Here is a 12702-nt window from a genome sequence, read left to right as displayed (position 1 = left end):
CCAGCTGCGCCCGCAGGAGTCTACGCGCCTTCCACTACAATCAACAGGGTTTAAAAATCAAAATTCAGCTTTAACAGAGCCAAACAAAAAAACAGGCCGAGGGTAACTCAGCCTGGATAAATTTTAGCCAATGACCTTTTCTTTACTATTCAATTTTTGCAAATACAATAGTGTTTCTTTATCGGTTGATGCAGGAAGTTCGTAATCTGATTGGTATTTTTCAGGACCTTTTCCTGTGATCAGAATCCATTCACCATTTTTGGCATTTTCCCAAGCAAGCTGGATTGCCAAAGTTCTGTCGGTGATAATCCGGCCTTTATTATTGCCAAATGTATCATTGAGTTTTTTGAGTTCATTAAGCATTTCCTCTGGGGAAACACCATTCAGATCATCAAAAGTCAAAATAAATTCATCGCTCAGCATGGCTGACGCCTTTACCATAGGTTCTCGTTTACTTTTGTCCCTATCTCCCCTAAAACCAAATATATGCTTAATTTTTGCTGCTTTATGTTCCTTTGCAGCCTGAAGGCAATATTCAATCGCATCCTCTGTATGGGCATAGTCCACAATGAATTTTGCTCCCTCTGGGTGTGAGATCATTTCGAATCTGCCAGGCACACCAGGGAATGATTTTAGCGCAGCGATGATAACCTCGGGCATGATGCCTATCTTAACAGCGGTTAAAAAGGCCATTGCCGCATTATAAACGTTATGCAGCCCAGGTGATGGGAAAGTAACTGCATAAACGGCATCATCAAGTTTAATATCAAATTTCGTTTGTCCATTCAATGTTATGTCTTGTATTTTCAGGTCATTGACCTCGTCATAACCAATCGAATAAAAAGGAACCTCTTTAACTGCAAGCAAGCGAGTCAGTTCGTCTCCCCATTCGCTTAATCTGCTGACAATTCCTGCACCATTAGGTTTCATGTAATTGTACATAAGCGTCTTTGCTTCAAAATAATCTTCTATGGTTGGATGGTAATCAAGATGGTCGTGCGAAAGATTTGTGAATAATCCATAATCCAACTCTAATCCTTCGATGCGGTATTGCTTAAGAGCGTGGGAAGAAACCTCAAGGACAACAAAGTCATCATTGCTTTTAGCAATCAATTCCTGAATCTGCAGTGCGTCAGGCGTAGTATTTGAAGGCTTGTACTCTTCGTCGTTTATAATATAAGAAACGGTTCCCAATAATGAGCAGCTTTTACCTGCATGTTCAAGAATGTGTTTCAATATATATGCTACGGTTGTTTTTCCGTTCGTTCCGGTAATCCCGATTACTTTGTGCTTCCTCGATGGATGGTTATAAAACACACTGGCTGCCCTGCCCAGTGCCAGCCTGCTGTCCAATACCTGCACATAAGGAACTGCAAGATCCAACTCAATTTCCCCAATAACGGCAGATGCCCCTTTTTGCAGTGCCTCTTCTATGAATTGGTGACCATCTATTTGAAAACCAGTTATCGCGACAAATAGGTCTCCTGGCTTTACCTTACGCGAATCCATTTGGATTCCTGCCAGATTTGGATCACCTTCATTTCTTGTTTTTTTTATACAGCCGTCGAGGGCTTCAAGCACCTTCGATAATCTCATTTCCAAAACTCCCTCTTTAACATGACCATAAATTCCTCAAATGGAATGTAGAAATGTATATATTATGTCTCTTTTTTTATTCCCCCAATAATTAAAACTATGCCTTCTAAATTCTACTTGATTTTGATTTAAGAAAAATGAGGAATATGAAATAGCAAAAAAGACCAGCACATAGCCAGTCTTTGACACATATATGGGATTATTTACTTGAAAACTGGGACAAATACTTAAAATTCAGCCGGCTGTGCTGCTGGAGCATATAGGCAGATGTTACAGCCCCATCTTTGCGTAGGGTATTAAGAGCTTTAACCATTTCATCTGCAGATCCGACTCCTATTCCGTGACCAAAATAAAGATCCTTGCCAAGATAAACAGCATTCTCTCCTCGCCAAATCGGCTTATCAAAATCCGGATTCATAAAATATACTACGTCCCCTGGTATAAACTCATTGCCCTCGAGAGTTATGATTGCCAGATCTGGATCATAGTTCCAATTCCAGACAAGCAAACCGCCAAATAAATGATTATAATCAGCCAATCTTATTGTATCCAATACAGCTTTATAAAAAATGACAACCATTGCGGTAGAACATTCAAATCCATATTCCTGGCCATTTGAAAATATATCATTAATGGCGGTGGAGGGCAGCACATTAGGTTTTAAAAGATAGCCACTTGGAACCCTGGTCCAGTAAGCTGGATTGAATTTAGAATAGGTAAATGAAGTAAAAGCTACTCCACTGTCTTTTAGCTTCATTGCAGCTTCTATGATATTTTCACGAAGCCTTATTTCAAACAGGAGCTGACTGGTGGTTTCATACTCAAACATGGTCAAGTTTCTGTCCAGATATTCATAGATCTCTTTTTGTCTTCCAGATAAACTCTGGAGCTTCTGGCTGCCGAGAGCATCTGGAAACCTTATAATGATCATCACTCTCCCCCTCCATATTCCGTTAATTAGACTCGTATAATTAACTATATGAAGGATGCATGGCTATAAGACTTTCATCTGCTTCCCTGAGTAGTGAACGTACGTTACCTTGTTTGGAAAAAAAACGTTTAGAATAGTCTTATTTCCATATTAGTTTCATATCCAGACAAGAGGGTAATTTTATATTGTCTAGAAAGAGCAATCTTTAGGACCACTTATTCACCGTGGTGGCCACCGAGAAAGCGAATGCCTTGAGAGAAAGTCAACAGTCAAGAATAACCCATCAAAAATAATTAATGAGGTGGTAAAAATGAAAAAGGACAATCATAAACCAGTGCCTGTTGATAATACACAAAACATGGACAACCCCGAGCAATATGAAACTACAAAAAAAAGTCTGCATGATCGATTTGAAAGCGAATTAACGGTGGATCCCATTCCGATGGAAGATCTTAAACAGGAGAAGAAAGAAGAAAAGGATGGGCATCATACAAAGGACTCATCTTCGAGCGAGAAAAAGTTCAACGTTGATTATGATAATGATTTATAAAATGATGCCCTGCTTTAACAGGGCTTTTTTATGTGTAGATTCTGTTAAACGTTAATCTTGTTTTTTATAACCTGTTGATTGTAGTGGATGGCGCGTAGACTCCTCCGAGAATGCGAACGCATTTCAATCGTGCGTGGGCGGATTTGAGGAATCTATTCAATGTCCTGCAGGCTAAGCGCCAGCCTTTAGAAGAATTTGCTTATGAAAAAGCCGGCAGTTGGGCTTTTTCATAATTCTTCCGCGGAAAGCGAAGCTCCTGGAACGAAAATCAACAGCCTTGTAACAGAGCCAATGTGTAAAAAAAGGTTTAACTTCTTCATTATCGAGAATATTAAAACCATTACCTTGAAGGAGGAATCATTATGGACAATCAAATATTAAAAGACAGGATTTTAAAAGTTCTTGGTGAGTCAAAGGTCGGCTCGATGGCAACTGTGGAAGGGAATAAACCTCACTCTCGCTACATGACTTTTTTTAATGAGGATTTGACCCTTTACACACCTACCAGCAAGGAAACATATAAAGCTGAGGAGATTGAAAAGAATCCTCATGTTCATATCCTGCTCGGATACGAAGGGGACGGAATGGGCGATGCCTACATTGAAGTGCAAGGTAGAGCATCTATCAGGGAAAATCAGAATCTAAAGGATAAATTTTGGAACGAAAAAATGGAAAAGTGGATTAAAAACCCGCAAGACCCTAATTTTATTATTTTAGAAATAAAGGCAGATACGATCAGATTGATGAACGACAATGGTGAACCTGAAACCCTGAGCCTCTGACAACCTACCTCTGAGAAGATGGCATGAATCCATCTCCTTTGCTGATAAATCCTATATCAATTTTAAAAAAGAAGGGCATCACTTTTTCTAGTGATGTCCCTTGCTTTGCATATTTATTTCTGTGAGGCAGTGAGTGAATCTTCCGGAGGACGTTTCCCACGCTTCAACTCATTGATCGACAGTCCGAATCGCATTTCTAAATGTGGATAATCCTTAAAATTTGTCCAGTCCCCGCCCCATTCAAAGCCCAGTTCCTTCGCTATCGCTACGACTTCCAGCCAATCAGATTGCGAATTACCATTACCATCATATGCTGTATCCCAGATTGCTTTCCCTTCTGTGGTCAGCAAGGCAAAGTCAATTGCCAATCCAAAATTATGAAATGACTCTCCGCCTTTGGCATGTGTAACGATTGAACCATCCGCAGACCTGCCTTTTTCATATAAGTTATCCTGATCCTGAACACTTCGGAAACCATCCGTTACGATCACCCTTATTCCTTTATAAGCTGCCTGCTGGATCAGTGTTTCTTTATTTTGTTTTACTGTTGGATGCAAATCCTGTGGAAGAGGGACATTTTCATTGATACCTGGGTTAATTAGAAATTGATAATATAACAGAAATGCCATCATTATTAATATGAAAGAAATGAACGCACTTCCGAATAGTTTAATTTTCACGATTTGCTTCCTTTCACTTAATCTCTTCTTCTATTATATAACGAATTTCATCCATACATGGTTTCAAAGAAAAACCTGGCAAATGATTTGCCAGGGATTTGGGTTATTAATTAAAATCGTATTTCTCCAGAATTCGATTTGCTATCAGTTTGTAGCCTTTGTCATTCAGGTGGAGTGAATCGCTGAAATAGCTCTTCTTTTCCTTGCCTTTAAACAAATCATTTGTAGGGATATAGAAGATTTCTTCTTCCTTCTGAACAACATGAATAATATCTTTGTTCCAATCATCTAAAATGGCTTCTATTTGCTCCGAGTCCGGGTACGGGTTATAGAGTCCTAATAGCAGGATTGGTGCATCTTCATTTCTTTCTTTGAGAATGTTGATAATTGCCTTCAAGTTTTGGAGATACACTTCCTTGCTTTTATCAATCTCCTCTTGCTTGGGATTTTTAAGGTTACCTCCATTACTGTTAAGTAAATCATTGGTTCCTATAAACAGGATAAAGTAATCTGCATCGTCAAGTTTGCTGCTTACACTAATATCTGAGAATTGTTTTAGGATTCCGGAGGATTCAAGCCCATATATAGCTTCATTGGTAAAATCAAAATCCTCTTTATTTTGTTCATTTAATTTTTTATCCAGTGTATCGATATATCCAGAACCTTTTTCATCACCGAAGCCGTATGTCAGTGAATCACCAAATGCTACTACCTTCTTTTCCCCTGGGCCCTTTGCTTCTCTTTTATCATAAATTGAAAATGCAGCCAGAATCGCTAAAAGTGTAACCAGGAATAATATAAACGCTGTCTTTTTCGCCATGATGTTATCCTTTCTCTTTTGATTTCCACCTTTTTTACCCTGTAATTGCTATTTCGTAAACATACAGATTCATCCACTGAAAATTCTTCCACTTGCTACTAAGGCATAACAATGTTATAGTAATAGAGCGATGAGCTGAATTGTGTAAGCCGACAGACACTCCTTTATGGAAATGCACGATGTGGCGTGCAGTCAGTCGCCTCAATACGCAGAAAAGACGCCTTTCGGGGCGTCTTTTCTTATTTCTCTCATAAATATTTCGCTTTAGTTAGAGCTTCATAGGTGAACCAAGCTTTTTCAGACATATGGTAGTCCTTTTCTGGGTTCTCTTAATTACATAACAAAACCGACAGGCCCTATGCCTGTCGGTTTACATTTAATACAGTTCTTTATCTATCCTTGAATCCGTCGCGATCAAGGTCAGAGTCATTAACAAAACGATCGTTATCGGTTTTAAGGCCAGATTCATTAACAAGACGATCGTCGTCTGTATCAAGGTGAGCTTCCTCACGTTTAACCGTTTCAACGACTTGTTCTGTATCGGTTACTTCCCGCTTGCCGATGACTAGTTCTTCAGTCACGACTGGCTTTTTAGTGACTTCTACTTTCTCTTCCATGATTGGCACACGGATTGTTTCACCATCATCGATTACTGAGTCTACATCAGAAGCAACTTCGTTTACTTCACGTCGTTCAACGTAAACTTCTTCACGAGTTACTGGGATATTGACCTTCTGCTGATCTTCGACAACATGTTTGTGCACTTCTACTTCACCAGTCTGGACTGTTTCTTTTGATACATCCAGCTGCTCTTCTCTTAATTTTAATGTCTGCTCATCAGTGTCATAGCGATTTGCATCATACTCACCAGTAACACCGGTGTTTGTCACTGTTGTGTCATCATATGCACCTGTAACTCCTGTGTTTGTCACAGATGTATCAGTTACATAGCCTGTTTGCTCTGTATTTAATCCAGATGCATTCGTTTCAGCTAATAAGATGATTCGGCCAGCTCGTACATCCTCTTCATATTCACTCGCTGCATCATCTGTCAGTCCAAGGCCGACTAAGCGGTCTGAAATTGATGGTTCGTTGCCACCAAGATTTCTGTCAGCATCAAATGCAGTCATTAAGCTCTGCCAGAACCCGCCTTCTTTATGATCATAAGTATCATTTGTTCCAAGATTTTCAGTTGTCACACCCGTTCTGCTTTCAAGTGCTGATGATAGCTCCGTTGTGTCTCCAATGATTGAGAAATCCTGAACTGCATATCCATTATTTTTGTATTCTTCAATAGCCTCGATTAATTCTGTTTGATTATCGTATACTCCAACTACTTTTTTAGTCATGTGTAATTCCTCCATTTCGTTTTTTACGATTCATCCGGTTGTCCCGGTATTGAAGTTAATACCCACGCTATGAAGAATTTGAAACATTTTTAGAACTTGCCAATATTAGCCACTGGTAATAATAAATCCAAAAAATTGCCGGATTTTGCCTTGTTTCAAATAGTTAGTCAAAAAAATTAAAAGCCCCTTTTTAGGAGGCTTTACTCTATTTCTATCCTGGTTACTTCTAAATATAAAATATGATATTCATCGATTTCGATAATTTTAAAAAGGTACCCTTCTTCTTCTATTTCATCTCCTATTTTAGCATCCAGGTTTTTAGTCATGAACCAGCCGCCAATTGTATCTACTTCTTCATCTGAGAGATGGATGCCAAGCAAATCATTGACCTCGCCAATTAATACTCTTGAACTGAACAGGTAATGGCCTTCTTTTACTTTTCTGATTTCCGCGATTTCATCTGCATCAAATTCATCGCGAATATCGCCGACGATTTCTTCCAGAATATCCTCGACAGTAACGAGTCCAGATGTACCGCCATATTCGTCGATTAATATTGCCATATGGATACGTTCTTTTTGCATTTTCACCAAAAGGTCATGGATTGGAATGGTTTCAATGACACGGATTACAGGCTTTACGAATGATGTCAGAATAGATTCTTTGTGCAGATCCTTTTGTGTCAATTTTGCCGTAAGAATTTCCTTAATATTGATCATGCCCAGAACATTATCCTTTTCGCCATCAATGACTGGATAGCGGGTATATTTTTCCTGTTGGATAACATCAATAATCGTGTCTATAGTATCAGTAATATCCAAAGTGACGATTTCTGTCCTTGGTACCATGATTTCCTTAGCTATACGCTCATCAAACTCAAAAATATTATTTACATATTTCAATTCATTCTGGTTGATTTCCCCGCTTTCATAACTCTCTGAAAGCAGAATCCGCAATTCCTCTTCAGAAAGTGCCAATTCCTGCTCTGAAGCTGGTTTAAGACCAAACAACCCAGCCAGCAGACGTGCTGAATTATTTAAAACCCAAATAAAAGGATACATGATCTTATAGAATAAAATAATCGGCTTTGAAAAGGTCAGTGTGATTGTTTCTGCTTTCTGGATCGCAACTGTTTTCGGCGCTAGTTCCCCCACAACCACATGCAAGAAGGTTACAGAAGCAAAAGCAATCCCAAATGACAAAATATGTGACAGTGAAGGATTCAGGTCCCATTTTTCAAAAAGTGGATGGAGCATTGCTTCAACAGTCGGTTCACCCAGCCAGCCCAATCCTAGTGAGGTAATGGTGATTCCAAGCTGGCATGCAGAAAGGTACTCGTCCAGATGTGAGATAACATGCTTTGCAGACTCTGCACCCTTCTTCCCTTCTGAAACTAACTGGTCTATCCTCGAAGTTCTAACTTTTACAATGGCAAATTCAGTCGCCACGAAAAAGCCAGTTAATGCAATTAAAAGTGCAACTAAAAGCAAGTTTGTAATAATCACTGGGCAAGCCTTACTTATGTAAGGCGAACACCTCCTATAACAAAAAATAAGTTCATGAATAAAATGGATAGTGATTTAATTATTTTTTTAATATACCCCTATAAGAACCAACTAACGCATATTCGCTAAAAATCACATTTTTCTTCTTCTTTAGGAAATAACAATTAACAATCTCTACTTTGGAAACAATAATTCTAAAAGATGAGCGGCTAATGTAAAAAAGAAACCCCAAATTGCAGCTTACCTTTTATAGGGTCGCTGCAATTCAGGGATTCTTTTAGCTAATCTAATTGTTTCAGGATGCCTTTCGTGCTCCTTCGGCAGTCTTTTCATTCGATAAGAACCAGCCTGTTGCAGCAATACCGACTAACACTGCATAAAAAGTAAGCTTCCATTCAGTTGAGTGTGCAAAGCTTCCGCTTAAGACACCAATTGCAGGATGCGCAAGTGTAAGCACAGCAAGCTTGACTCCTACCCAGCCGACGATGCCGAATGCCGCAATTTCAAGTCCAGGTCTTTTTTCAAGTAATGTAACGAACATATTTGCAGCAAATCTCATGATGATCAATCCGATCATTCCCCCGGCAAAAATGACGAGAAACTGGCCGCCATCCATTCCGCCAATTTCCGGAAGTGGAGTTTCGGGAAGCACCACAGCCAACGCAACTGCTGCAAGAATTGAATCTACTGCAAACGCAATATCTGCTACTTCAACCTTTAGAACTGTCATCCAGAAACCGCTCTTTTTCGCTTTTTCTTTTACAGGTTTTTCTTCGGATTGCTCCATTTTCTTAAAAATTGTTTTACGGAGAATATGGTTCACTGACATAAACAATAGGTAAAGGGCGCCGATAGCCTGAACCTGCCATACATCCACAAGGAACGAAATAATGAAAAGTGATGCAAATCGGAACACAAAAGCCCCTGCTAATCCATAAAATAAAGCCTTTTTCCTTTTTTCCTCCGGCAGGTGTTTCACCATGATAGCGAGGACGAGTGCATTGTCTGCTGCTAACAGCCCTTCCATAACGATGAGTACAAGGAGTACCCAGCTATATTCGAGCAAAATTGAGATGTCCATTAAAAATCCTCCTAGTTCATTTTTTAACCAAATATTCTCCTGCCAATAGAAAAGGCCTTTACCATTATGGTAAAGGCCTAAAAATGCATAGAAAAAGACCTTTACCAAAATAGTAAAGGTCTTGCTAACAACGTCCATGTTGCCAATAAAGCCGGAGATGCAATCTCGTAATGACGACTTTATTGTAGCAGCTACTCCCCTTTAAAAAGAGAATATTTAATTACTTATAATTATATAAGAGAATAGCAGAATAGTCAATTTAGAAACAAATTGTTCATTTTTTGCCTCAAATTCCTTAACTTAGCCCAAATCTTGCCGAAAATAAATATAACTATTGAACTATCAATAACCATTCGTACGATGCATTGACAGGGGAGTGAAAGAATTGCTTTTAAAAATGAAAAACAAAGCGATTAAAAGTACCAGCAAGAAGAAACCTGACAAAAAACGGGTAAAGAAGAATATGAGCTTGAAATTGAAAGTTGTTTCCTTAAGTGTAATCTCCATGCTGATCATGGCATTGGCTACCTCGGCTTTAGCTTATTATGTCATCAAAAAGAGCAATGTTCAATCAATGGAAGCTGAATTAAATACGATATCCAGTTTATTATCAGATCAAATCACTCCAGGGAAAGCCCAGACAATCATCAACAACCCATCCAAGAACAATCCTGGTGTGACAACCATGCAGAAACAAATGGACAAGATTTTAAAAGATAATCCATTAATACATAATCTCTACTTGGTCACTTTGGATGGTGAAAAATTGACCATCCCTACTATGAGTTCCGTCATGCTCACTAAGGAGTTCACTTATGGCTCCCAGTATTCAGGCGGTAAGGCTTTCGATGAAGCTGCCCAAACAGCTGTGAAAAGTAATAAGCGAACAACGACAGATGTATATAAATCTGAAACAGGCGAAAAAGTAACTGGTTTCGCACCAATTACGGATATGAGCGGGAAAGTCATCGCTCTTTACGGAGTCGACTTTGATGTTACGCAGGTCAATAAAAAGATAAATGAAGAAGTAACACGTATATGGATTCTGGCACTTGTCATCCTGGCGATTTCAAGTATCGCCATGTATCTGCTTATTTCAATGCTGATCAGACCGCTCAACAAGATTAAGGATTTAACAGCAAATATTGCAAATGGGGATTTATCTCAGAACGACATTTTTGTAAAATCGAAAGACGAAATCGGTGCATTGGCTGAAAGCATCAATACAATGACAGCTTCACTTAGAAATGTTGTATCACAGGTACAAACTAGCTCAAAAGAAGTGACTAGCGAAACCCTTGCATTATCTAATGTTGCTTCCAGCTCAGTAGATGCAATCAAAGAGTTGACTGCAGCCAATCAGCAGGCAGCTGCCAGTACCCAGGAACAGAACGCTAACATTGAAGAAATGCAAGCAACTCTTGAAGAGATTAACGCAGGAATCGAAGAAATCAATGCTTCTGCCCAGCAGGCAAGCTACATCGCCAAGAACTCCACTGTTACGTCTAAAGAAGGAACAGTCCGAATCGATGAGATGCTTGCAGGTCTTGAACTTGTTGAAGACAATACAAATCAGCTAGCTGACATTATCATCACACTTGAAAAGCAATCAGATAAGATAACGCAATTCGTTAAAATCATAAATACTATTTCAGACCAAACAAATTTATTAGCATTAAATGCTGCCATAGAGGCAGCAAGAGCAGGCGATCATGGGAAAGGTTTTGCAGTTGTAGCGAATGAAGTCAGGAAACTGGCAGAGGAAAGCGCCAAATCAGCCTCTACCATCATTACCATCGTGAATGAGAATGTTAACAGCACTCGTGACGCAGTTGACTACATTTCTAAAACACGAGAAGCTGTTCAATACAACAAAGACCTTTCAACCAATGCCAAAAATACGCTTCATGAAATATTTGAAACTACGCTTGAGATTGAGGATAACTCCAATAACATCGCCTCTGCCATCGAGCAGCAGGTCATTGCGATCGAGCAAATCACAAACTCTCTTGACACGGTTTCCCAAGCTTCACAACAGATCGCTGCCGGCACGAGCCAAACAGATCAATCAACTCAAGAACAGTTAAGAATCGCTGAAAATGTTAATGAAACAACGAAAATTCTTCAGCAGACAGCGATGGAATTAGAAAAACTGACAGGGAACTTTAAGTTATAAGAAAAAAGGATGCCAATGCGGCATCCTTTTTTGATTAATAAGTTCCAACTGTTCGATATTACCTTTTTCTAAAGCCTTCTTCTTCTAAATATTGCTTGGCTTCATTATACGAAAGGAATGTTCCATCAAGATTCAATCCAGCGTAAACATTCCACATATCATCTTCATTCACAAGAATCAGAGTATGATTTTCTGAATTAATCCAGCGTTCTTCCTCATTGTCCTCAATAATCGCAGATTCTGCATCTGTGTTTGGGGAAAGAGATTGAATAGATTGAGTGATAATCGTTTTAAGTTCTTCTGCTGAAAAGTCCCTGATATTTACCATGCCTTTAGGATCCATATCATATCCGCCTAAAAATTCTCCATATACGAATCCATTGCCATTTGGATGCAAATGATAAACGACATTTTTCTTTTCATAAATACTTCCCTCAAAATGGAAATTAACACGCCCTAATGATACATTTTTGCGCTCAAGCTCTGGAAAAGTTTCAATGATTGCAATTTTTTCTTCAAAAGTCAGCATATTGCCTCCTGCTAATAACAAATTTTCATTACTGTTCATTATAACATTTGTTCAATGTTGTTCAAAACTCCATAGTATAAGCATAAAATTATGTTACACAAGTTAAAATAATATATAATTAAGTTACATAAGGAGGTGGCTTTTTGAAAAGCGTTGGCGCTATAAAAGAAAAGAGGCAAATCAGCAAAATGAAAGAGTATTTAGAGAAACATTCTGCCAGGGATTATAGCTTATTTTTACTTGGGATCAATACCGGAATAAAGCTGCAAGAATTACTGCACCTTCGTGTTCACGAAATCAGAAGTTCCAACGGTGATATTACAGAAATTCTACCCCTTCCCCAATACAACAGTCCTCCTGTTTACCTAAATCTCACAATAAGAAATATCCTGAAAAAATATGTAATCGAAAACGCTCTAATTGATGCAGATTATCTCTTTAGGTCCCGAAAAACAGGTGAGCCAATAACCAGGCAGCAGGCTTATCGAATCATTAACACTGCAGCAAAAGAAGCTGGAATCGAAGAGGCTGTTGGCATGACCACACTCCGCAAAACTTTTGGATACCATGCTTACATTCAAGGCATCGCCATTTCACTCATTCAAAAGCGGCTGCACCATGCCTCTCCATCCGAAACGCTTCATTTTATTGGAATTGACAGCCATTCAGAAAAAATTAAATTAAATGTAGATCTTTAAGGGGG

General features: G+C 38.9%; 13 protein-coding genes and 1 pseudogene. 6 read left to right on the top strand and 8 right to left on the bottom strand.

Annotation, left to right across the window (positions count from 1 at the left end):
- Positions 1–123: 123 nt before the first annotated feature.
- Together V7201_RS11410 and V7201_RS11405 are read right to left on the bottom strand one after the other, a co-directional pair.
- A complete protein-coding gene (locus V7201_RS11410) occupies positions 124–1596 on the bottom strand; it encodes a UDP-N-acetylmuramoyl-L-alanyl-D-glutamate--2,6-diaminopimelate ligase (RefSeq protein WP_335376854.1) in 1473 nt (490 codons plus the stop codon).
- Positions 1597–1795: 199 nt separating this feature from the next.
- Positions 1796–2527 (bottom strand): protein-glutamine gamma-glutamyltransferase, encoded by a 732-nt coding sequence (locus tag V7201_RS11405; protein ID WP_335376853.1) that lies wholly within the window; start codon positions 2525–2527, stop codon positions 1796–1798.
- A 310-nt stretch (positions 2528–2837) separates the two neighbouring features.
- On the opposite strand from V7201_RS11405, the gene V7201_RS11400 reads away from it, so the two are divergent.
- The 3 genes from V7201_RS11400 to V7201_RS11390 all read left to right on the top strand — a co-directional run bounded on the left by V7201_RS11400 (position 2838) and on the right by V7201_RS11390 (position 3859).
- Positions 2838–3077: a hypothetical protein gene (locus V7201_RS11400; protein WP_335376852.1), complete on the top strand. Its 240-nt coding sequence runs from the start codon at positions 2838–2840 to the stop codon at positions 3075–3077.
- 201 nt (positions 3078–3278) lie between these two features.
- A complete protein-coding gene (locus V7201_RS11395) occupies positions 3279–3458 on the top strand; it encodes a hypothetical protein (protein WP_335376851.1) in 180 nt (59 codons plus the stop codon).
- The gene (locus tag V7201_RS11390) at positions 3440–3859 is read left to right on the top strand and encodes a pyridoxamine 5'-phosphate oxidase family protein (protein WP_335376850.1); all 420 of its coding nucleotides are present in this window, start codon (positions 3440–3442) and stop codon (positions 3857–3859) included. Before V7201_RS11395 ends, V7201_RS11390 begins: the two co-directional genes overlap by 19 nt.
- A gap of 113 nt (positions 3860–3972) precedes the next feature.
- Here V7201_RS11390 and V7201_RS11385 read toward each other — a convergent pair whose 3' ends face one another.
- The 5 genes from V7201_RS11385 to V7201_RS11365 form a co-directional block, all read right to left on the bottom strand.
- Entirely contained in the window at positions 3973–4491 is a 519-nt protein-coding gene (locus V7201_RS11385) for a M15 family metallopeptidase (RefSeq protein ID WP_335376882.1), read from the bottom strand.
- A gap of 154 nt (positions 4492–4645) precedes the next feature.
- A complete protein-coding gene (locus tag V7201_RS11380) occupies positions 4646–5359 on the bottom strand; it encodes a DUF459 domain-containing protein (RefSeq protein WP_335376849.1) in 714 nt (237 codons plus the stop codon).
- A gap of 389 nt (positions 5360–5748) precedes the next feature.
- A complete protein-coding gene (locus V7201_RS11375; protein ID WP_335376848.1) occupies positions 5749–6708 on the bottom strand; it encodes a YsnF/AvaK domain-containing protein in 960 nt (319 codons plus the stop codon).
- A gap of 200 nt (positions 6709–6908) precedes the next feature.
- Positions 6909–8213 (bottom strand): hemolysin family protein, encoded by a 1305-nt coding sequence (locus tag V7201_RS11370; protein WP_335376847.1) that lies wholly within the window; start codon positions 8211–8213, stop codon positions 6909–6911.
- Between the two features lie 295 nt (positions 8214–8508).
- On the bottom strand, positions 8509–9294 hold the full coding sequence (locus V7201_RS11365; RefSeq protein ID WP_335376846.1) for a TerC family protein: 786 nt from the start codon (positions 9292–9294) through the stop codon (positions 8509–8511).
- A 397-nt stretch (positions 9295–9691) separates the two neighbouring features.
- Between V7201_RS11365 and V7201_RS23210 the strand changes: the two are divergent.
- Positions 9692–10528 (top strand): annotated as a pseudogene (locus V7201_RS23210) (HAMP domain-containing protein); the annotation flags it as partial.
- The gene (locus V7201_RS23205; protein WP_438825044.1) at positions 10523–11470 is read left to right on the top strand and encodes a methyl-accepting chemotaxis protein; all 948 of its coding nucleotides are present in this window, start codon (positions 10523–10525) and stop codon (positions 11468–11470) included. The pseudogene V7201_RS23210 and the gene V7201_RS23205, both read left to right, overlap by 6 nt.
- A gap of 58 nt (positions 11471–11528) precedes the next feature.
- Here V7201_RS23205 and V7201_RS11355 read toward each other — a convergent pair whose 3' ends face one another.
- Positions 11529–11999 carry a hypothetical protein gene (locus V7201_RS11355; RefSeq protein ID WP_335376844.1) on the bottom strand — a complete coding sequence of 157 codons (471 nt, stop codon included), beginning with the start codon at positions 11997–11999 and terminating at the stop codon, positions 11529–11531.
- Positions 12000–12142: 143 nt separating this feature from the next.
- Between V7201_RS11355 and V7201_RS11350 the strand changes: the two genes are divergently transcribed.
- Entirely contained in the window at positions 12143–12697 is a 555-nt protein-coding gene (locus V7201_RS11350; RefSeq protein ID WP_335376843.1) for a tyrosine-type recombinase/integrase, read from the top strand.
- The last annotated feature ends 5 nt before the right edge of the window (positions 12698–12702 follow it).

Source organism: Bacillus sp. JJ1122, from assembly GCF_036964885.1.
Taxonomy (GTDB): Bacteria; Bacillota; Bacilli; order Bacillales; family Cytobacillaceae; genus Mesobacillus.
Note: the sequence above shows the minus strand (reverse complement) of the source record. Positions and strands in the feature narration are given on the sequence as shown.

Coding starts and splice junctions, on each gene's coding strand:
- V7201_RS11410 (WP_335376854.1), bottom strand. CDS start 1,596: ATGAGATTATCGAAGGTGCTTGAAGCCCTCGACGGCTGTATAAAAAAA.
- V7201_RS11405 (WP_335376853.1), bottom strand. CDS start 2,527: ATGATCATTATAAGGTTTCCAGATGCTCTCGGCAGCCAGAAGCTCCAG.
- V7201_RS11400 (WP_335376852.1), top strand. CDS start 2,838: ATGAAAAAGGACAATCATAAACCAGTGCCTGTTGATAATACACAAAAC.
- V7201_RS11395 (WP_335376851.1), top strand. CDS start 3,279: ATGAAAAAGCCGGCAGTTGGGCTTTTTCATAATTCTTCCGCGGAAAGC.
- V7201_RS11390 (WP_335376850.1), top strand. CDS start 3,440: ATGGACAATCAAATATTAAAAGACAGGATTTTAAAAGTTCTTGGTGAG.
- V7201_RS11385 (WP_335376882.1), bottom strand. CDS start 4,491: ATGATGGCATTTCTGTTATATTATCAATTTCTAATTAACCCAGGTATC.
- V7201_RS11380 (WP_335376849.1), bottom strand. CDS start 5,359: ATGGCGAAAAAGACAGCGTTTATATTATTCCTGGTTACACTTTTAGCG.
- V7201_RS11375 (WP_335376848.1), bottom strand. CDS start 6,708: ATGACTAAAAAAGTAGTTGGAGTATACGATAATCAAACAGAATTAATC.
- V7201_RS11365 (WP_335376846.1), bottom strand. CDS start 9,294: ATGGACATCTCAATTTTGCTCGAATATAGCTGGGTACTCCTTGTACTC.
- V7201_RS23205 (WP_438825044.1), top strand. CDS start 10,523: ATGACAGCTTCACTTAGAAATGTTGTATCACAGGTACAAACTAGCTCA.
- V7201_RS11355 (WP_335376844.1), bottom strand. CDS start 11,999: ATGCTGACTTTTGAAGAAAAAATTGCAATCATTGAAACTTTTCCAGAG.